Origin of the sequence: Mucilaginibacter daejeonensis (assembly GCF_020783335.1) — a bacterium.
Classification (GTDB): domain Bacteria; phylum Bacteroidota; class Bacteroidia; order Sphingobacteriales; family Sphingobacteriaceae; genus Mucilaginibacter; species Mucilaginibacter daejeonensis.
In genome coordinates this window covers 760862-780069 of sequence record NZ_CP086068.1, presented here as the reverse complement: position 1 = coordinate 780069, position 19208 = coordinate 760862, and the positions used below count along the sequence as shown (strand labels likewise).

Annotated in this window: 21 protein-coding genes and 1 tRNA gene; 17 read left to right on the top strand and 5 right to left on the bottom strand. The window is 41.4% G+C overall.

The features are described 5' to 3' along the window. Positions 1 to 92: 92 nt before the first annotated feature. Both LLH06_RS03565 and LLH06_RS03560 read right to left on the bottom strand, forming a co-directional pair. Positions 93 to 1508, bottom strand: coding sequence for a DUF4270 family protein (locus LLH06_RS03565; protein ID WP_228171890.1), 1416 nt, complete (start codon positions 1506 to 1508; stop codon positions 93 to 95). Between the two features lie 48 nt (positions 1509 to 1556). After that, on the bottom strand, positions 1557 to 2381 hold the full coding sequence (locus tag LLH06_RS03560) for a glycogen/starch synthase (RefSeq protein ID WP_228171889.1): 825 nt from the start codon (positions 2379 to 2381) through the stop codon (positions 1557 to 1559). Between the two features lie 158 nt (positions 2382 to 2539). On the opposite strand from LLH06_RS03560, the gene panC reads away from it, so the two are divergent. From panC to LLH06_RS03545, 3 genes are read left to right on the top strand one after another with little or no spacing between them, the layout of a single operon-like run. Further along, a complete protein-coding gene (gene panC / locus LLH06_RS03555; protein WP_228171888.1) occupies positions 2540 to 3379 on the top strand; it encodes a pantoate--beta-alanine ligase in 840 nt (279 codons plus the stop codon). Positions 3380 to 3414: 35 nt separating this feature from the next. Then, a complete protein-coding gene (panD, locus tag LLH06_RS03550) occupies positions 3415 to 3765 on the top strand; it encodes an aspartate 1-decarboxylase (RefSeq protein ID WP_228171887.1) in 351 nt (116 codons plus the stop codon). A 32-nt stretch (positions 3766 to 3797) separates the two neighbouring features. Continuing rightward, the gene (locus LLH06_RS03545) at positions 3798 to 4787 is read left to right on the top strand and encodes a hypothetical protein (protein ID WP_228171886.1); all 990 of its coding nucleotides are present in this window, start codon (positions 3798 to 3800) and stop codon (positions 4785 to 4787) included. Between the two features lie 55 nt (positions 4788 to 4842). Here LLH06_RS03545 and LLH06_RS03540 read toward each other — a convergent pair whose 3' ends face one another. Continuing rightward, positions 4843 to 5952 (bottom strand): metallophosphoesterase family protein, encoded by a 1110-nt coding sequence (locus LLH06_RS03540; RefSeq protein ID WP_228171885.1) that lies wholly within the window; start codon positions 5950 to 5952, stop codon positions 4843 to 4845. 112 nt (positions 5953 to 6064) lie between these two features. On the opposite strand from LLH06_RS03540, the gene LLH06_RS03535 reads away from it, so the two are divergent. The 10 genes from LLH06_RS03535 to LLH06_RS03495 all read left to right on the top strand — a co-directional run bounded on the left by LLH06_RS03535 (position 6065) and on the right by LLH06_RS03495 (position 12284). After that, entirely contained in the window at positions 6065 to 6265 is a 201-nt protein-coding gene (locus LLH06_RS03535; RefSeq protein ID WP_228171884.1) for a YtxH domain-containing protein, read from the top strand. Positions 6266 to 6465: 200 nt separating this feature from the next. Next, a tRNA-Lys gene (locus LLH06_RS03530) sits at positions 6466 to 6538 on the top strand. Positions 6539 to 6809: 271 nt separating this feature from the next. Further along, positions 6810 to 8054, top strand: coding sequence for a site-specific integrase (locus LLH06_RS03525; RefSeq protein WP_228171883.1), 1245 nt, complete (start codon positions 6810 to 6812; stop codon positions 8052 to 8054). Positions 8055 to 8376: 322 nt separating this feature from the next. Continuing rightward, positions 8377 to 8553: a hypothetical protein gene (locus LLH06_RS03520; RefSeq protein ID WP_228171882.1), complete on the top strand. Its 177-nt coding sequence runs from the start codon at positions 8377 to 8379 to the stop codon at positions 8551 to 8553. Between the two features lie 603 nt (positions 8554 to 9156). Continuing rightward, positions 9157 to 9321 carry a plasmid mobilization relaxosome protein MobC gene (gene mobC, locus LLH06_RS20750; RefSeq protein WP_394800327.1) on the top strand — a complete coding sequence of 55 codons (165 nt, stop codon included), beginning with the start codon at positions 9157 to 9159 and terminating at the stop codon, positions 9319 to 9321. Further along, positions 9308 to 9472: a hypothetical protein gene (locus tag LLH06_RS03515; RefSeq protein ID WP_228171881.1), complete on the top strand. Its 165-nt coding sequence runs from the start codon at positions 9308 to 9310 to the stop codon at positions 9470 to 9472. The genes mobC and LLH06_RS03515 overlap by 14 nt, the downstream gene beginning before the upstream one ends. A gap of 58 nt (positions 9473 to 9530) precedes the next feature. Continuing rightward, entirely contained in the window at positions 9531 to 9701 is a 171-nt protein-coding gene (locus tag LLH06_RS03510) for a relaxase/mobilization nuclease domain-containing protein (protein ID WP_228171880.1), read from the top strand. A gap of 437 nt (positions 9702 to 10138) precedes the next feature. Then, positions 10139 to 10384 (top strand): hypothetical protein, encoded by a 246-nt coding sequence (locus LLH06_RS03505; RefSeq protein WP_228171879.1) that lies wholly within the window; start codon positions 10139 to 10141, stop codon positions 10382 to 10384. Positions 10385 to 10581: 197 nt separating this feature from the next. After that, positions 10582 to 10779 (top strand): hypothetical protein, encoded by a 198-nt coding sequence (locus tag LLH06_RS03500; protein ID WP_228171878.1) that lies wholly within the window; start codon positions 10582 to 10584, stop codon positions 10777 to 10779. Positions 10780 to 11012: 233 nt separating this feature from the next. Further along, positions 11013 to 12284 carry a PIN domain-containing protein gene (locus tag LLH06_RS03495; RefSeq protein ID WP_228171877.1) on the top strand — a complete coding sequence of 424 codons (1272 nt, stop codon included), beginning with the start codon at positions 11013 to 11015 and terminating at the stop codon, positions 12282 to 12284. Positions 12285 to 12626: 342 nt separating this feature from the next. Here LLH06_RS03495 and LLH06_RS03490 read toward each other — a convergent pair whose 3' ends face one another. Continuing rightward, positions 12627 to 13676 carry a TIR domain-containing protein gene (locus LLH06_RS03490; protein WP_228171876.1) on the bottom strand — a complete coding sequence of 350 codons (1050 nt, stop codon included), beginning with the start codon at positions 13674 to 13676 and terminating at the stop codon, positions 12627 to 12629. Between the two features lie 164 nt (positions 13677 to 13840). On the opposite strand from LLH06_RS03490, the gene LLH06_RS03485 reads away from it, so the two are divergent. Beyond that, positions 13841 to 14731: a nucleotidyl transferase AbiEii/AbiGii toxin family protein gene (locus LLH06_RS03485; protein WP_228171875.1), complete on the top strand. Its 891-nt coding sequence runs from the start codon at positions 13841 to 13843 to the stop codon at positions 14729 to 14731. Here the strand turns inward: LLH06_RS03485 and LLH06_RS03480 are convergent. After that, the gene (locus LLH06_RS03480) at positions 14723 to 15619 is read right to left on the bottom strand and encodes a type IV toxin-antitoxin system AbiEi family antitoxin domain-containing protein (protein WP_228171874.1); all 897 of its coding nucleotides are present in this window, start codon (positions 15617 to 15619) and stop codon (positions 14723 to 14725) included. The genes LLH06_RS03485 and LLH06_RS03480 overlap by 9 nt on opposite strands. Before the next feature lie 452 nt (positions 15620 to 16071). Here LLH06_RS03480 and LLH06_RS03475 point away from each other — a divergent pair, with 452 nt between their 5' ends. The 3 genes from LLH06_RS03475 (at position 16072) to LLH06_RS03465 (ending at position 19144) form a co-directional block, all read left to right on the top strand. Continuing rightward, the gene (locus LLH06_RS03475) at positions 16072 to 17106 is read left to right on the top strand and encodes a hypothetical protein (RefSeq protein WP_228171873.1); all 1035 of its coding nucleotides are present in this window, start codon (positions 16072 to 16074) and stop codon (positions 17104 to 17106) included. Further along, positions 17084 to 18067: a hypothetical protein gene (locus LLH06_RS03470; RefSeq protein ID WP_228171872.1), complete on the top strand. Its 984-nt coding sequence runs from the start codon at positions 17084 to 17086 to the stop codon at positions 18065 to 18067. Before LLH06_RS03475 ends, LLH06_RS03470 begins: the two co-directional genes overlap by 23 nt. 864 nt (positions 18068 to 18931) lie before the next feature. Further along, positions 18932 to 19144, top strand: a complete 213-nt coding sequence (locus LLH06_RS03465; protein ID WP_228171871.1) for a hypothetical protein — start codon at positions 18932 to 18934, stop codon at positions 19142 to 19144. Positions 19145 to 19208: the final 64 nt, after the last annotated feature.

Here is a 19208-nt window from a genome sequence, read left to right as displayed (position 1 = left end):
CGCCTGTGATCAGTTATTTACACTAAACGAAAAGTTGCCAAATATACTATTGTATCCCAATAAAAAACCCCGGCAAGCCGGGGTTCATATCGTTAATTATTTTTGGTGTAAATAATGTTGAGCTTGATCTTGTACTGCGAGGACTTATTACTACCCACCGCAATGAGCCTTGCCGATGTAGCTGCAGTTGGCAGGTAATCTACCGTGGCGGTAGTTCCTTTGTTTCGGTTCACTGTATCAATGGCTCCCAAATAAGTACCGTAATCAGTTGTTTTACCACGTATCAGATCGCTGATGTAACCGGTCACTAAAAAGTGATAGTCTTTAGTGGACTTAACGTAGTTGCCGCCGAACTGAGGTACGCCAAGGAAGCGCGCATCTAATGCTTGACCTCCAGTGGTCACCGCACCATCAGGTATCTGCCTGCGCTGCTTGGTCAGGTCGAGCCGGTAGAGCGTTAATTGAGGTAAAGGTACAAATGGCACATCAGTACCCGCCACTGGTGTGATCACTAACTCGGCACGGTTGATGGCGATCGAACTGATCGGCGTGGTACCGAATATAGTTTTCAGGCTTGGGAACGCGATCTTAGCACGTAAGCCGGCATTACCCTGAATGTAGAACACGTCATTGCTGGTCACGCCAGCCGCCATGGCCTTGGTCACTTCGTCTGTGTAGGTATGTGATATCTCAGTGACCGAGCCTGCAAAAGGTAGCGTCACCGAGTTGGTGTCAATGGTGCCGGCGGTATCAGCGCGGTAGTATACTTTAATGTTACAGTTGGTTATATCGAGCATAGCTGAACCACCCGTCTCAGTGGTGTTATTGCGTTGTAACGAAATATAAAGACCTTTAAGTGAATTTTGGAAATTTGCCACAGAAGACGTAGTAGTAGGATTGAACACCCTGCTGGCAAAAAATGCAGGATCCAAAGACACCCGCAATTGAGGAGTAGCTAATGAATCCTTATCCGCCTTACCCTTAAGGATGTTTTGGATCTTCACACTCGTTTTAGGACGAATGTTGAACGGTCCGGCCTTAGCGGTATTGATCAGGTTGGCTGACTCATGTGGCCTACGCTGACCACTGTAATAGCCGTCTAATGTGCTTGCCTGTAATTTATTGGTCAGTTGGTAAACATTCACTCTGTATCTGGAGTTAAGTGAATCACCGTAAAAACCGTCGGCATATCGTAACTCCATCACTACCGAATCGGTAGTGACCGTACCACTTGGTTTGGTATAGGCTACATTGCCTGGCAAAGTGATGCCGGTGACCACATTTGAGGTAGTGGTACCAATCCGGCTATCTACAAAGGATGCTAAAGGCATCTTGCCATTGCTGCTCTCTGCATTGACATCCAAATTGGTATTCTCCGTATCGGTCTTGATCGTTATATCGTCGTAGCTTAACAAGGTACCGCTAAGCTCCTGGCTGCCCAAAGGCAAACCTACGTCGCTCTGGTTCTTGCAGCTTGCCAGCCCACCTAAAATAAAAAGACTTATCAACAGCGTCAATAAGTCTGATCGGAATAACTTCATATATACTTCAGATCTTTATGCAACGTTCACCAACTCGTCATTGGTTATTTCGTCGTAAAAATTGGAATAATTTTCGAGATCCGCGGTCGAATTAAATTCTAGCACCGGTTTCTGGCTGTTTTTAACATAATTTAACACATCAGCATCAATGTTCTCGCTGGCCAATACCACGGCATCACTAAAAGCTACGGCACCTTCATGCAGGGCATTATTGGTACCCGCAGCGAACACTTCGGTATGCTGTGCGGTCATATCGCTCATGATCGCTTTTTGAGCGAACTCAGGGTCAAGCTTATCACTGAACTCGTTATCATAGATCGAGTAGATTACTTTTGAATGCTTAAAGGTTGGATCGTCCTTGTAAGTGGTTTTGAGGTAAGCCGGCACTAAAGCGCTCATCCAGCCATGGCAGTGTACCACGTCAGGCGACCAGCCTAATTTCTTAACGGTCTCTAATGCGCCTTTGCAAAAGAAGATCATACGCTCATCATTATCTGCATAGAACTTGCCATCCTTGTCGGCAAATACCTGCTTACGCTGAAAATACTCCTCGTTGTCCAAAAAGTATACTTGCATACGGGCAGCCGGTATCGACGCTACTTTGATGATCAACGGATTATCGTTATCGTTAATAATGATATTCATCCCCGACAACCGGATCACCTCATGCAGCCTGTTCCTGCGCTCATTGATATTCCCGAACCGTGGCATCAGGATGCGGATCTCGAACCCTTTGTCCTGCATTGCCTGAGGCAATTGGCGGGTTATTTCAGCGATCTTGGTGAGTTCAAGGAAGGGAGACATTTCATGAGTTATGAACAAAAGCTTAGATTTACCCATCTCTATATCAGTATTAAGTTTTATGTAAGGACCCTCAAAAAAATTTGAGTGTGCAAATATACACATTATCTTATGAACTATCAACGTTTTATGCAAGTACTTTTGCTTATATAGAACCAATTACCCACCTTTGCGCACTTTTTTAATTATTTTATTAGTTGAAAATATTTACCACCAAAAACGCGTTGCAGCAACATCTGCAGCAACTGCGCCAACAGGGCTCAAGCATTGGTTATGTGGCCACCATGGGCGCTTTGCATGATGGCCATCTGTCCTTACTCGCACAGGCTAAGCAACAGGCCGATGTGACCATTTGCAGCATTTTCGTGAATCCTACCCAGTTCAATGACCCGGCCGATCTGGAACGCTACCCCCGCCCTATCGCTGCCGATACTGCTAAACTGGAGCGGGCCGAATGCGATATTTTGTTCAATCCACCCGTAGGTGAGATGTATGCCGGTAATGAGAACTGGCATTTAGATATTGGCCCGCTGGAACATTTGCTGGAAGGTGAATTCAGGCCAGGGCATTACCAGGGCGTTACGCAGGTGGTATTTAAACTTTTCGACATCATACAGCCCAATCTGGCCTTTTTCGGCCAAAAGGACTACCAGCAGGTAATGGTGATCCGCAAAATGGTGCAATTGCTGAACCTGCCCGTAAAGGTGATCATGTGCCCGATATTAAGGGAGACTGATGGCTTGGCCATGAGTTCGCGTAACATCCATTTGAGCACTGCCGACCATGAGCATGCCCTGGTATTATGGCAAGCACTGAACCGCGCCAAAAGCTATTTTGAGGAAGGCATGCCGATCGCACAGATCGAGGAGAAAGCCGCGGCTATGATCAGCCATGAGCCTGGTACCCAACTGGAATACTTCACCCTGGCCGATGGTGATACTTTAGAACATGCTGAACCTCACAGTACATCCATCGTTGCTTTGGTTGCGGCCCGCGTAGGTAGCACCCGGCTCATCGATAATGTGATAATACGGTGATAGCGTGCTGTGATATTAATTATTAACTTTGCCTTATGATAATCGAGGTTTTAAAGTCCAAGATCCATCGTGCTAAAGTAACACAGGCCGAACTGAATTATGTAGGCAGTATCACGATCGATGAGGACCTGATAGAGGCGGCCAACATAATACCCAACGAGAAGGTGCAGATCGTGAATAACAACAACGGCGCACGCTTTGAGACCTACGTGATCAAAGGTGAACGTGGTAGTGGTACGGTTTGCCTGAACGGCGCAACGGCACGGTTAGCACAGGTGGGCGATGTAGTGATCATCATGTCATACGCACACATGGAAATGGACGAAGCCCGTAAGTATGAGCCTATTTTGATCTTCCCAGACAACGATAACAAATTAATTCGATAAATTAGGAGCCCGTATCCTAATGAATTGAACAAATGAGATATTTCTTAACGCTTTGCTTAGCGCTTGGCCTCACCGCAGGCTACGCTCAGCAAAAACCCAAGGTACAGCAGGTATTCTATTTCAAGAATAACGGGCTGAAGCTCCCCACTGCTGATAGTGCCGACTATATCCGCATCGTTACCCTGCCTGATTCAGGTTCAACCCTATTCGGTATCAGCGACTACTATCCAAACAACAAGGTCAAAATGCTGGGCAAATCGATCAGTATCGACCCGCCACGTTTAGAGGGACAATCGATCAGCTACTCGCCCACAGGTAAGCGCCAGTCAGTGCTCACCTATGATAACGGCATGCTCACCGGCACTAATTACCTCTTCCACGCCAATGGCAAACCCTACATCACCTTCACGGTAGATACCGGCCAAACACTGGGCCTTGACGAGCGCATGCGTATCATGTCCTGCTCAGATACCGCTGGCAAAGCCTTGGTGATCGACGGCAATGGCCATTTTGTTAGCTATGACGAGAACTACCGTTACATCTCCGAAGAAGGTGATATTAAAGGTGGCAAACGCGTGGGCGAATGGCATGGCACCTACCCTGCCGAAAAGGTGACCTACACCGACACCTACCAGGATGGTAAATTTATATCAGGGGTGACCACCGCTGCCAACGGCGTTAAATACACATATAACAGCAAGAGCCAAACGCCTGAGTACCCTGGCGGCGCTACCGCTTTTACAACACTGGTCAAAAAGAAGGTAAAGCTTCCGGCCGCACTGAAAACCAAACCGGTACAGATATTCGCTTCGTTCACTATTACTAAAGATGGCAAGGTGACCAACCCCATACTACTGGGAACCATTACGCCAGAGGTAGATAAGGCCATTATAGATGGCATCAATGCATCGGCCGCCTGGAAGCCCCGTATCCAGAACGGACTGCCGGTTGACACCTCATGGGGCTTGCCCATTGCCTTCAACACACCGGCCGCACCCGCCAAGGGAGCCGCAAAGAAATAGATCATCACTGACCACTATAAAGCCACATCAAATGATGTGGCTTTTTTTATGCTGATCATTTAGGTATCGCCTTTAAACCAGCTATGATCTTGCTTAGGCTACTTTCGTCGAGCACTATACGCTCGCTGTCCCCATTATCATCATAACTCCACTTGATCAGCCGCATTTGTCCTTCGGCTATCTCGATACCGGTGATATCGCCATCATCAAAACAACAGCACCCGGTGTTGAAATAGGACGGTCGGTAACCGGGGAAGCTGAACTTTTGTTCGCCTGCCCAAATGTGCGTGCCTATCGCCTTTTTGACCACAGCGATGGCAGCCACATCGTTATTTACTTCGGCTTTCTCCAGGTCAAGGTACAAGCGCTCGAGGTGGGTGAGCGAGCAAAACACCGGCTGATGAGTATGACCCGTAATGAGCAGCAGGTCTTTCTGTGTACTGCTCCAATCGTACATCATTTGGTTATGTAGGGTTTTCAAAGCATCGTTAGTGGCCGGCGTATTAAGGTTAATCTCTAGGAAGGATTGCAGTGGCGCCCACACATTGGCCACGAACCATTTGCTTAACCAGTTACCATCGCTTTGCAGGTCGCCCTGGTGACCGTGCGTGAGGTAGAGATCGAGCGGATCGTTGTCTATAGTTGTTCTCAAGATCACACCTTCCCAAACCTTGACCGGCTGACCATACAATTGACGGAGCATGATGCTGGCCAAAGGGTCGTTATCCCAATACAGGTCATGATTGCCAAATATCTTGATGAAAGCATGCCGAACCAGGAACGTCTTCTCATGGTCGAACGTGCGCTGGTTATGCTTCTTGACCGATAGCATGCTATTCTCCCAAAGTTCCTCGCTATCGCCCAGGTTAATGTAGTGATAACCTCCATTATCATAATGATCCAGTGCGGCCAGGTAGTTAGCCTCGGCCAATGCAAAATCATCAGCATGATCTCGCGCACCTTTATGCTGATCGGATAGGATCACGAATTTATCATGCTTAGCATCGAACGGAATCACGACACCCCGCTTGCCGGGTTCGGTGATCAGCGTATGGTACAGATCACTAAGCGCCTGATGCACGCGCCGGGCATCAGGCCTCGAAGCGAACCTGTCGCTAAGATGGATCATTGGCCCCTTCAACCATTTTTGCAGCAATTGGCGCATGTGTACTGAACAGGAGGTTCATGTTTTTGTGTGTTGCACCTGATAACCTTGGCACTAAACTTGCACAGTTACAGATAGTAACATTGGTTATTCACTTTAAACATATTGTCAAATGGGTTTATTAAAATGGGCTATCGTAGGTGCCGCTGCGGCATACGGTATCAAGTACATCACTGAAAAACGCCAGGAAGATGGCAAGTCGATCATTGACGACTGGAACGAAAAAGCGCCTGACCTGATGGAAAAGGCTAAACAATACACCGACGAAGCGGTACAACGCGTGACCAGCCGCATGCGCGAAAACTATCATTAAGCCATTGCGCTTGATCTAAGCCCCTTTTTAAGGGGCTTTTTTTGTTGCTAAATACTCGCCATAACCGCTCAAGTAAGCCTTTGATCATAGCCGGCAGGACTACTACAGAATGAAATTTTAAAATAATTTTATCATTCACAAAAAACGTCTATATTTGCAGCCCGATAAAACGATACCCAAAAGGCATTTTTTATCGGTATGATTCCGTAGCTCAGCCGGTAGAGCATAACACTTTTAATGTTGGGGTCCTGGGTTCGAGTCCCAGCGGGATCACAAGGTGAGACCCAACGAACACTAAAAACCCTCTGAACTGATCGTTCAGGGGGTTTTTTCATTAATTATCCCCTCAACAGACCTTTCTAAAGCCAGGTATCTGAACACCTAACTGAACACCTCCGGAGAGTTCCGATATTAGGTGTTCGAAAACGAGCTAAGGTCATGATGATAAGACACTTACGGTCCTATCTCAATGACTGCACGTCGCGAACACCTCAACGGCCTGTCACGGAGCGAATCAAGCAGTAACATTTAATTCGATACCGTCATGAGAACGACACGATCATTCAGGGTCTATTTCACCATCAAGACCGACAAAGCAAAAAATGGCAAAGCACCGCTTTATGCGGCCGTAACTGTGAACAAGGAGAAAGCGTTCATCGCGCTCAAGCAACAGGTCAGCCTAATGGTCTGGGACATTGGTAAGGGGGCCGCTAAAGGCACACGTGAAGAAGCAAAGGCCATCAACACCTATCTCGACGAGGTGAGACTGAATCTGGGTAACTGCTATAAAGAACTTTTACTGAAAGGTAAGCTGCTTACCCCAAAAGCGGTCAAAAGCCTTTTCCTTGGCGAGACAGATGAAACGTTCACGCTGAATAAATTGATGGCCTATCACAATGACACGGCAGGAAAAAGCCTGGACCCGGCCACGATGAAACAGTATCATGTGACCCAGCGCTACCTGATCAGTTATGTAAGAGATCATTATCAGGCCGATGACCTCTTGCTAAGGGACCTCGGCCATGGCTTCATCCAGGGCTTTGATGCCTTTCTCCGGGCGCACCGTCCAAAGGACCACCACAAGCCGCTGAATGATAATGGCGTCAAGGTCCATCTCAAACGCCTGAAGAAAATGGTGCACCTGGGAAAGGACATGCAATGGATAGAAGGAGATCCCTTTGCCACCTTTAAGATCAAGATGAAAAAAGTGGCCAGGGAATACCTGACCGATAGCGAACTCAAAGCGATCGAGCAAAAAGTGTTCGACCTGGAACGTCTGGCATTGATCAAGGACCTTTTTATCTTCAGTTGCTATACAGGATTAGCTTATGGTGACCTCATGGCCTTGCGGCCTGCGCAGATAGCCAACATGGAGAATGGTGAACGTTGGATCAGGACCATAAGGGAAAAGACCAATGAGCCGGTGAATGTGCCTTTATTGCCCAAGGCATCAGAGCTGATCGACAAATACCGCTACAATGAAAGGTCATTATACAATGGCCGGGTATTCCCCTTGCTTTCCAATCAAAAGGTGAACAGTTATCTCAAAGAGATCGCAGAGTTCTGCGGTATTCATAAGAACCTGACCTTCCACATGGCCAGGCATACCTTTGCCACTACGGTGACCTTATCGAACGGAGTTCCTATTGAGACGGTCAGCAAGATACTTGGCCATGCAAAGGTCGCTACTACCCAGATCTACGCGAGGGTGGTGGAAAATAAGTTAAGGGCGGACATGCGGTCACTCCGACATAGGCTACAGCTTAATGAAGAAAAGAGTGAAGATTGAATAAATTGCAACCTAACAGCCAAAGATCATTAAGGAGATTTGCTGCCTGGTTAGGGGTGAAAATTAATGCTCGAACCTGGACTTGCAGAACTACACGGCGTGGCTACCAAAGTCTTGAAGCAAGCCGTGTGCAGAAATATCAATAGGTATGCAGCCTTACCAAACAGTATCAAATAAACAAGAAAGTAACTATCATAACGGCAGTAACAACGGTTAACAGAAAATCACCTTAAAACCAACCTTTACTTCTGCGTACTACCCAGTGGTTGTCAAGTTGTGGTATGTTATACTTTGACTTTTACCGCCGTTTAAAATTAAGAACATGGCAACAGAGATCATCACTAAAGACCTGAACGAGTTTCGGACGCTGCTGCTGGAAGACATCAAGCAGATGCTGGGCGGCAATTTAAAGCAGGAAAACCAAAAATGGCTTAAAAGCTATCAGGTCAAGAACATGCTTCGCATGTCCCCTGCGACGCTTCAAAACCTGCGGGTGTAAATGGTACGCTCCGCTACACTAAGATAGGCGGCATTATTTACTAAAAGCAGGAGGACATACAGGCCGTACTGCAGGGCAACAGAGGGAAAAAGTAACTGAGGAAGGAACCAACGAAGCAACAAATGCAGGCATTACCATTGAAAAGCTGTACCTATGCTTTTACGTCCGGCCAATCCAGACTTCACAAATTTATCAGAAAGGTGCAGAGAGGCAGGATATATAGGCGGCATTCCCGAAGCAAAGCCGAAGCTTTGCGAATAGTAAGGCAAGGGAGCAATCAAACTGTAAATCCGTCACTACTACCAGAGCCTTTTATATAGCTCGCCCTGATGAATCAAGCCATGGTTCGGTTATACCGAAACGGCTTGCGCGGCAGAGCCCGGAGCCCGCCTGTTGCACTTCGTTTAACTGGACAAAGCCTATGGCAAGACCAGCAAAAGACAAGGATGAGAAACGTTCAGTCGGTTTCCCGATCAGACTGACAAGAAGAGAACGAGCGGCTGATTAAGCTTGCTGGAGTATGTGGCAAGCAACCGCGCATACTGATCAGGGTAAAAAGTCTTTAGCGGTCGCTTTCCTGAGCCCAAAAAAGCAAGACTTGAAATAGACACCTACCGCGAGCTGAAGAAGATCGGGGTTAACCTGAACCAGCTGACCAAACGGGCAAACGCCGGCATCCTGCCACCAGGACTGATTTTGGCACTCGAACACCTGGGGGCGCAGCAGCAGTTAATCATTCAAATCCTATTAAACGATGATAATAGATAAAAGCTTTATGGGTGCCTTAAGCTATAACATGAGAAAGCTTGACCATCCTAACTGGCGTATCAGGGCTGAGCTGTCCGATATGAACTTTGCCTCACTGGACAAACATCTCATCAAACAGGAAGTAGAGTTTGGTCAGAAGCCTGAAACCTAACTTGAACAGGTATGTGTATAATACCAACCTGAACTTTTTATAAGTCGAGGAAAGGCAGTTGAATAACGAAAAGTTGCTGGCCATTGCCTATGCTTATTTAAAAGGTATGGGCTATACTGAAAACCAATACCTTATCTTCAGGCGCTATGATGCAGACCATCTTAATGTACACTTATTAGTTAACCGTATAACCTTTGACGAAGAGGTGGTATCGGACAGCAACACCTAGATGTGAAGTGACGCTATACTTAGAAGTATCGAAAAGCAGTACGACTTAACAGTGGTAGAGAGCAGAAGGCAGGCCGGTAACGGGGCTACTAAAAAGGGCGAACTCGAAATGGTTATCAGGACAGGTGAGCGATTAAAAATTGGTCTTGCGGCATTTGCTTGGAAAGCTGCTTGCCCGACCGAATCTCACCTTACCCGGGTTAATCAGGCAGGGTGAAGAAATGAACATTGGCTTTCTCTTCAACCTGAACAGTCCGGGCCGGGTAAGCGGTGTAACTTATTGCTACGATGGTTTCATATCGAAAGGACTGGCATTGGTTAATCAGTATATATGGTCAGAGATTGTAAGCTATGAACAAGATAGAGACCACGAGGCTGTTAGCCAGGGAAATGAGCGAACTAAAGCAGCAGTAACTACAAGCCACCCGAGGAGCGGTAATGGCACCGGAAGCAGGAAGCGAAAGCCAGCGAACCCGCAGACGAAGCTTCGCTGATGCTGCAAAAAATGGCGGAGCTATTGAAAATCATGCAGGGCTTGAGGGAGCAGAACGGGCAAATGGTGCAAAACCAGGCGTTGCTACAGGAACAGCTAACAAAACTGGAATAAGCAATGGAGAAGCAGCACATGGCACGAACGAACCGGCTTTAGAGCATATGCAAGGTAATATCGCTTGTTTTCATTAACACACGAGGGCATTACAGCGTTTAAACAGCCGTAAGCAGTAAACATAAAAATTGTCAGGGGCAGACAGGCCGAAGGATACGAGGCGTGGCTATTCAAATACCCTTGGCGATTTTTATGCGCTGCTAATTTTGTGAATGCGGTGTTCGAGAAACCTATGTTTCCTCAGGTTTTATATATAGCTTTAATAATACAAATTATGAAAACTACAATTCTAGATTACTACGTCTTTAAGCAAGACGAAGCAGATGTCAGGGAGGTAAATTATAGTTATAGTGTGCTTGAAGACAGCGGAGAACAATGGGAAGGCTATGCAAGTTTCGTTGTGAGCGGCTCGCTGCTGATAGATTGGTCAAATCATTTCAAGTCAAAATATAATGAGATGGGTTTGAGGTAGAGTTGGCTAAACTTGGACTTAGGTGATAGAGGAAGAAATATTGCAGTACGCACGAGACAAAAACGAACCAATAACCCTAATCAAATTGTTTTATTATACGGAAAAAGCGCCGGACATCAACTTTCATTGGCATAAGATTTCCACAATCGGTGGTTATGTTCTAAAAGGATAATGTTTTACTTACATAAATGAAGTAAGTTTTGGTAATTATAATTAGTAAATACTTTAAATATATGCGAGCCGTCTTTATTGATACCAACATTCTATTGCATTTCACAACATTTGATGAACTTCCTTTAGATTCGTTAGTGCATGGGGAGTTTAAACTTGTCTTTCCGCCAATCATTCTTGACGAATTGGATAAGCATAAAAATCATAACAATCCTAAGACTGCAAAGAGAGCAAGAATGCTTGCCGGAAAACTAATCGCAATCCTAAATGAGCAAGAGGGCCGGTTCCCTTCGGTAATACTACATAGACGTCCTGTAGCGTCGACTTTTGAACAAAACTCCTTAGACCCAAAGCACCAGGACGATTGCTTATTAGCCAGTATCATAGAATATCGAAAAAACAACGAATCTGAACAAGTATTACTCATAACGGATGACCTAATGGCTTCGGTTAGGTCGAAAACCTTCAATATCCCGGTTTTAAAGCTAGATTCGAAACTACGATTGAAAGATAATCAAGATGAGCAAACGAAACTGATTGAGAAACTAAAACAGGAAAATGCGAATTTAAAAGAAAGCATTCCTAAGGTCGATCTATTTTTTGCTGATAAAACGCGGTTATTACGTGTTCCAGTAAAATCAAAGCTAAGGCCGAGAGACGAAATCGTTGAGGAGAAAATGGCTGAAATTGAAAAGGAACATCCGTTAATGATTATTGAAGCATATAAAGAGCCAACTACATTGGCTGAAAAACTTGCATTGCTTAATAGATTAGAATTAAGCAATAAAACTAAGGCAAGATTCAATGATGACTTAACTAAGTTTTTTCAGGAACACAAGTTATACCTAAATAAATATTTTGATTTTGCTGTCAAACGTTTCATGGCAGTTGAATTGGAATTTGCCATTATCAATTCAGGTAATTTGCCCGCTGAAGACATTGATGTATGGATTCATTTACCAGATGGGTTTGAGGCATTTAACGCGCCTAGTAAAGCCCCCAAAGAGCCTAAGCCTCCTCACAGACCAGAACATGATTATGATACTGGTGGCAACAACTTCCTTTCCTTAATAAATTTACCCAAATTTCATGCACCTCGCATTCCGGTCATTGATTTTGACGCTCCACATATTAGGAAGACTAATAGCTATGAAGTAACTTATCATTGCAAGCTTCTAAAGCATCAAATGACCAAAACCTTCGACAAGGTATATCTCCAATATGAATCATTCGAGTGCATGAAAAATTTCACGATTGACTATCGTTTAAACATCTCAAATGTCCCAAAGCTAATAGAAGGCACTTTGAATGTCGTGTTTGAACAAGAAGAATGAACGAATTACAAAAATGAGGATTTATTCTTTTAAAGATTTCGGCACTGCATTTTTCTGGTTTTCTAAATGCAGTAAATGTTTATACGATTCCATGAACTGTTTTGTCATAATAACAAATTAGTAAATGTTTGTAGGAATGAAGCTACAGCCCGTAAAACTCTTTAAATATGAAAAGAACAAATTGGTAAGCAAGACATCGGTAGCTGCTTCTACCTAACCAAAGCTTAAATTCTCACCGTACTTGTTGCAAATACAAAAACAATTCTTAGATTCGTGTGTCGATAAAATAAGAACCAAAAATATGTCAATAACAATCGCTGGCGGCGGCACTTGCTAAAAATATCAACTCCTTTTCCAAGAAACTTTGATTTCGGCGTTATAAGACTCTGTATCAAATGCATACTCTTCGTAGATGAAACCGTCCAGCGTTTGGGTTAATTGATTCTCTATTCTGATATTCTTGTTCATTACACCATCTAAATTTTGTTCAGCTTTTATAAACTGAATTGTCCAATCAGAAGGGTAGTGTAAAACGAATGATGTCTTTGGCGCAGCCATTTTAAAGGTGAAATACTCACTTTTTTGTGGAAAGACTTTCTTCCAAAAATAGCTGTAAGAGTATTCGATGCTTTTCCCTTTATAGATGCAGTTTTTAAATGTAATTTTAAAGCTTTTTCTATTGGGAGAATCTCTTTCAATATCAATATGTAGCCTATTTCCGGCACTATCAACTGCTTTTAAATCTATTTCTTCCCAAGACATGGGAAAGGTATCACAAAATAATCCATGAGCTCTATCACTCACAGAATCCTCGATAACCGTAAAATTTAAGGTCTTAGTTATCAATGCATCACCTTGATCATTTAAGATTTTGACTTCATGTTTAGCTGAATTTTCCTTTATCTTACTTAGATTGAATTGAGGTAGCGTTTGATTGCTCCCAGGAACAAACTTTTTAAGTGCTTTCCTTACTTTATTACAAAAAGCACCAACGGCAGCATTTAGATTCTCTTTTGAGTCATCATAATCACCAGGAGTAATTCCAAGCAAGTCGGTCGGTAATTTAATACGTTTGGCATTTCTAGGTTTGATGAAAAAGACTTTTTCTGTTCCAAGTCGACCAATAAAAAGTCCTGCCTCAAAAATCACATTATCTCTTACAGCAAGAAACTGCTCGTCTTTGAATTCTATTGGGTCGTCTGCGCTGAACACGAAAACAGCAAAATCAAAAGTGTTTAATGCATTCATTAACTCAGCTAGCGTTGAGGCAGTAAGATTGAATATTCCTTGACTCCAGATGTTTATATCTGCATCGTGTTCCAACTCTTCTTGTATTGCGTAAGCTACAGGTAATCCAGAAACTGAAGATCCTATGAAAATTTTAGGTTGCATACATATTTTATGGAATTTAAATATGATAATTTTTTTAACAATTTGATTATTAATCTTTAAAATTGGCTAGGCCGAGTCTTTGTTAATATTTTCTATCATTATCTGTAATAGTTTGACAAGCCTTTTGCATTCTGATCTGTAGCTTTACGACTTAATCGAAAACCATGGTAGACATTGAACTTATCAATCAAATTAAACGCATTACTATAATTTCGCTAGTACAAGATGATGATTTAATGGAAACCTTGGTATTGAAAGGCGGTAACGCGCTGAGTTTAGGCTATGGTTTGAGCGAACGCGCATCTTACGACCTTGATTTTTCAATGGAGGATGATTTTGAAGAGGAGATTGCCGCAATACAGGAGCGACTGGCTAGAACAGTTACCATCGGTTTCGCCAGCTACGGCTATGTTGTCATCGACTTTAAAATCACCGAAAAACCAAAGATGTTGCGAGAAGAATTGCAGCCCTTTTGGGGAGGCTATTATCTGGAATTTAAATTGGTAGAGCAAAAAGTTCACGACCAGCATTATCCAAATCAGGAAGCTATTCGCCGAAATGCATTAGCATTGAACCCTAATCAATCCAGTAAATTCTCTGTGGATATCAGTAAATTTGAGTTTGTGGGCAAACACCGTGTACTGAAAGAGATTGATGGCGTAAACTACTATGTATATGCACCTCAACTGATTGTTTTTGAAAAGATTCGAGCACTGGCTCAAAAATTGCCGGAATACCAAACCGATATTTTATTATCAAAAAAGCCTTATCAAGACGAAGAACGTGCTCGCCCGCGCGACTTCTTTGACATTCATGCAATATTGGAAAACTACGATATTGACATCACTTCAATTGAAGCTAAAGATGTGCTGGCACAAGTCTTCCAAGCAAAGCGTGTGCCATTGGAGTACCTAAAAAAAATTAGGTCAATGAAAGAAGTACATAAAGCGGCTTACGATTCCGTTAAGGATACGCTTTCACAATCGGAAGATGATAAGGGCTTTGATTTTTATTTCGATTATGTAATAGAAAGAATAGAACACCTCCTAGATTAAACCTTTTGGGTAGTAGATTTGCCATTCGGCGTCATAACCGGGGTTAGCCATTTCGTAAGTAAGGTAAAAATTAAATGTTTGGGGTTTATTCTTAAAAATCGCTAACTGTGATGTTTTATAATTTCCAGCATGTGATAGATAAAAACCGATGGCCTGGTGATAGGGATAACTAAAATTCATTCGGCTTAGATAGCCCGATAACTTATTGACTGAAACGTTATAATTTTCCTTTGCTAATCGGTACGCTTTTAAAACCTCGCTTACTCCACCGGCATAAGAGGGCCTTACGGCAATATCAATTAAGGTTCGCTCTATATCTGTCACTCTTATCTGCTGATTAATTTGCCGATCTACATATTGCACACCTAGGTCTTTTGTTCCTTTACCACGAAGAAGCATGATTTTAAAATCCTGAAAAAGCGTAAAGGTTTCAGACTGTCGCTGTGGTTTTTGAAAAGCTTGATCAATGCCTGTCTGATTCAATTCTGCCAGCTGCGATTTAGCAGGAGATTGTGATTGTTCTTGGGTAATATAAATCGTTTTTGGTATCTGTTCTGTTAAACCCCATAATGTTACGGCAGAGTAGTGGGATAAATAACTGTGCGAAAAAATATTGGCGCTGATTTCATAAACCGAAGCATCATCTTGAAAAAACAACAATTTGGGATTCATAGCAGGGAACTGAAACAAATGATGCCTCATGAAATCCAATTCACCCAAATCATTTATAAAACGTTCGGATGTCATGGCTAATGGCAATCGCCATTTATCTTTGTTAGTTTCAAAGATGTCAGTCAGCAACCTGTTATCGACCACTTTTGGGCCTAAGCGTTCTATTTCCTTTTTTAATAGAGGCAAAGCTACAGTAAGCCTTGGTTTATTAGCCATGTGAATTATTTAACCTTTACTGAAAGTATATATACTTTCAGTATTGCAAAGTTAATGTTTTAAAACCATATTTCAAAGTATAAATGTTCTATTTGGAGCTGAAAACTTAGTGGTGTAGGAATTAGAAGGCGAAAAAATGCCTAATAGTGTAAAGTATATATACTTTACACTAAAGTACAATTTTTGTTTTGAATTTTTGCAAGAAGTTGCCATATGAAGTTATTTTTTTACAAATGTGGGACAAAACATAAAAAGTTACAATTGTGACTATATTAAAGTATCATGGAAACTTTTTAAATACTAGGATTTTTAAAAGCCATACATTTTTAGTTGATTCCTGTGAATTTGATATAATTTGTTATTGTAAAAAAATAATAGATTTGTTTTTATCCGATTATAAACAGCTTTTAAACAAGCTCTTATAAGAAACTAATCACTAATCCTTCCTTAATATGTACGATATAATTTTTAATGCATTAACAGCAGATGCGCTGAAACGATTCTTATTGATTTCTGGGAATAAGGATATCAAAAAATCACAACACAAAAACGAACTAATTCAGGCGATACAAGATGCGATGCGTGCAGACAAAAATTTTCAACAAGAATTTATCAGCTTCTATAGAAAAATAGAGAAAGCTGGCAGGAAGGATTTTTGGTTTGCTGAATTAAGAGCCAAACAGACGCCAGCAGAGTTGAATGATATGCGTAATAATATCAATAAAATTCCTAAAGAAGATAAAGCAATTTACTTACCGCCTAATGAAGGGGATACTAAGTATTTTAATGTAAGCTCAACAAATGATGTTATAGAAATAAAGGTTGCAAGAAAAAAAATCATTCGTGAGCAAGATAGCTCTAAAACGACCTCTGATGCAGATTATGATTATGTTGTTTACAAAAAGACACCAATAAGGCATGTCACCTATATTCGGTTTGATATAAATAAGGGAAGGTTCTTAATGGGAGTTGATGTTTGGCGCACATTTAGAACAACAGAAAAGTTAGAACAACTGGAACGAGATATTGATTATATCTTTGGTGCAGGCTTCTGGAGTTTTTTAAAATTTTCAGACATTAAAAAGTCTGTTGGTGAATTGCTGGGTAAATACGATTATATCATAACAAAAGAATTAAAACAACAAGTAACTGATCGAACGAACCAAGGGGCGGCATTTAGTATTGATACAGGACGTATTGCGACAATAAGAAAAGAGCTTAATGATGGAAAAATTCAACTAAATAAAATAAAGGACAATTTCATTGACGATGATGTGCGAGCTAATGAGGCATATAAAGCAGCAGCGGGCAAAAATATAGAAATGACAACTAAAGCGGGAAGTGCTGTCTTGTTTTATGCTTCTGATATTACAAATCTTTTCGAATACATTAAATTTGATGTATTTGCTATAGAATCACGTATTAAATTCGCTAATGGTAACACTACTCTAGAGGAACTGGACCATGTATTTTCCAAAATTAATTGAACTTGTTCATAAAGATCCAAAGACCTACAGTCCGGAGATTGTAGCAAAATTAGACGACTTTTTGGGAAACTTTGAGAGTGGAACTACCTTTAGAAATTCCGGGTTAAATTTTTATGTAGCTGATTTTACCCTTGTGGCTAAAATTTTGACGGACCTTGAAATATTGGGGTTAATTGCTCAAAATGACGATGAATCGGTTTTTGATGAAGAAACTGGAGATAATATTGATCAAGGCTACCAATTGTTAGAAGCCCCTCAAAAAAAAATTGACAAAAATTATCAAGAATACATCAGTAAAAAAAGACAAATAGATAGTTTCTCTATAATCTACGAAAGAACGGTTTCTCAGCATTCGGGTGCGCTTACCTTAATAGATTTAAAAGGTTACTCGAAAAACATTAAAGATGGGGGAAATAATCCACTCATGTTATCACTGATCGACAAGATTCAGGAAATGATTGATAGTTGTATAAGGCCATATTTTTTGAACAGCTACAGTGGCATTGAAATTAAACACAATGGAGATGGCTGGTTTCTTTATTTTTTAAAAGAAGAAGAAGCTTATGAGTTTTTAGAAAATTTCATAACAAGCTCAATGCAAAATCCGTCTATTAAAAGTTTATTTAAGTCTTTATCGGCATCGCTGAAGTGTTATATACATCATGCTAAGGAAATAGAAAAGATTTATAAGGTAGACAGTTTACGTTTCGATATGGAAGGAAAGGACGTAATCTTAATTCACATGTTGGAGAAACCAATTGAAAAATCATTATATGAAGGAGTTATAGATAAATCATCAAATTTTATCGCCATTACAGAAGGTGTTCGTGACAAAATTGGGGAGAATGCAAATGATTTTTTAGAACTAAAAAATGTTAAAATTGATATTAAAGATGCCGATCGGAATCTAAAAGTCGATAGTACAGGCATACGAATATTTTATAGGGAATTTGCGAGTTAGGTTTCTTCAAGCTCGCTTAAGGCAAAATCAACAGCCAATTATCGCTTTTGCCTACTCATGCAGTTATGTACTACCTTAGTTTCGTATTCTTTAATAAATATTACAGGATCTATGTAAGGAAGATATACGTTGTACATCACTACCATATCATCTTTGATTCTGACATTATCATCGATTATGACATCCAATGGTTTTTTGGTAAAAAATTCTTTTGAATTCATTGTATTATCTTTATTTATAAATACCCTTAAGTAAATATTGTATGGGAATAAATAAAGAGCAGATTGAAATCTTTAAATTTTACGACCTTAATTCTAAAGGATGGAGAATCGATTGTACACAGCAAAGCAATAAACACAACAATAGCGTTCTTGATGAAGTTGTATTAGATTTCTCCTATTTAACTAATATAGATTATCCTAATATTAGAAGGATATTCGGTAAGTATTTGTGTGGTAAAAGTTACGAAACTCTGTTGTTGATATACATCAACAAAAATGATTATCAGCCGCTGTTCGAATTGACATATTATCATTCTGATACATACACTGCACTAAAAGGCGAAAATTCATTATAAAGAAGCTGAAAAAATTTGATGTCCAGTTAATAAATGAGAGTGACATTATCAAGTTCGAAAAGGCGGTTGAATCAAGATTAAATCACGGGTATATTAGGAGGTACCAACGCATTTTTCAATCCAGCGGGACAACAGCAGTTTTATGCAATGTTTTATGCCGAAATACCTGAAGGTGCGTGGAACGATTTTGACTAATCTTTATAACAGAAATAGTCTATCAAATCTATTGCTAAATATTTTGGTATTTTAAAACTGTTTCTTATTTTGGGTCAATATGTTTTCTCAATATGGATAACGAAAAGACCTCTCAACAAGTGGCAACTTATGCATCAGAATTACTTTCTATGAAAAAGCCTGATTCTATCTCATCAGAGTTGTGGATCAAAATTAAAGCTGTGGCAGGCTCGGTGTTAACTCAGGCTCCTGACAAAAAGGAAACTTTAGCACAGCGGCATGCTAAATTTGCGTACTTTATGAGTACTCAAAGGCGACAGGCTTAGTTCTACTATTCCTAACTTCTATTTTGACTGCCCTTGATTGATATTAAGGGCTTTATTGTATTTG

Excerpts from the sequence above, each read along its gene's own strand:
- LLH06_RS03500 (WP_228171878.1), top strand. The coding sequence starts at position 10,582 with ATGAAAACTACAATTCTAGATTACTACGTCTTTAAGCAAGACGAAGCA.
- LLH06_RS03465 (WP_228171871.1), top strand. The coding sequence starts at position 18,932 with ATGGATAACGAAAAGACCTCTCAACAAGTGGCAACTTATGCATCAGAA.
- LLH06_RS03515 (WP_228171881.1), top strand. The coding sequence starts at position 9,308 with ATGATAATAGATAAAAGCTTTATGGGTGCCTTAAGCTATAACATGAGA.
- panD (WP_228171887.1), top strand. The coding sequence starts at position 3,415 with ATGATAATCGAGGTTTTAAAGTCCAAGATCCATCGTGCTAAAGTAACA.
- LLH06_RS03520 (WP_228171882.1), top strand. The coding sequence starts at position 8,377 with ATGGCAACAGAGATCATCACTAAAGACCTGAACGAGTTTCGGACGCTG.
- LLH06_RS03535 (WP_228171884.1), top strand. The coding sequence starts at position 6,065 with ATGGGTTTATTAAAATGGGCTATCGTAGGTGCCGCTGCGGCATACGGT.
- LLH06_RS03560 (WP_228171889.1), bottom strand. The coding sequence starts at position 2,381 with ATGGGTAAATCTAAGCTTTTGTTCATAACTCATGAAATGTCTCCCTTC.
- LLH06_RS03495 (WP_228171877.1), top strand. The coding sequence starts at position 11,013 with ATGCGAGCCGTCTTTATTGATACCAACATTCTATTGCATTTCACAACA.
- LLH06_RS03505 (WP_228171879.1), top strand. The coding sequence starts at position 10,139 with ATGGCACCGGAAGCAGGAAGCGAAAGCCAGCGAACCCGCAGACGAAGC.
- LLH06_RS03490 (WP_228171876.1), bottom strand. The coding sequence starts at position 13,676 with ATGCAACCTAAAATTTTCATAGGATCTTCAGTTTCTGGATTACCTGTA.
- LLH06_RS03485 (WP_228171875.1), top strand. The coding sequence starts at position 13,841 with ATGGTAGACATTGAACTTATCAATCAAATTAAACGCATTACTATAATT.
- LLH06_RS03540 (WP_228171885.1), bottom strand. The coding sequence starts at position 5,952 with ATGCGCCAATTGCTGCAAAAATGGTTGAAGGGGCCAATGATCCATCTT.
- LLH06_RS03480 (WP_228171874.1), bottom strand. The coding sequence starts at position 15,619 with ATGGCTAATAAACCAAGGCTTACTGTAGCTTTGCCTCTATTAAAAAAG.
- LLH06_RS03525 (WP_228171883.1), top strand. The coding sequence starts at position 6,810 with ATGAGAACGACACGATCATTCAGGGTCTATTTCACCATCAAGACCGAC.
- LLH06_RS03475 (WP_228171873.1), top strand. The coding sequence starts at position 16,072 with ATGTACGATATAATTTTTAATGCATTAACAGCAGATGCGCTGAAACGA.
- LLH06_RS03545 (WP_228171886.1), top strand. The coding sequence starts at position 3,798 with ATGAGATATTTCTTAACGCTTTGCTTAGCGCTTGGCCTCACCGCAGGC.
- LLH06_RS03470 (WP_228171872.1), top strand. The coding sequence starts at position 17,084 with ATGTATTTTCCAAAATTAATTGAACTTGTTCATAAAGATCCAAAGACC.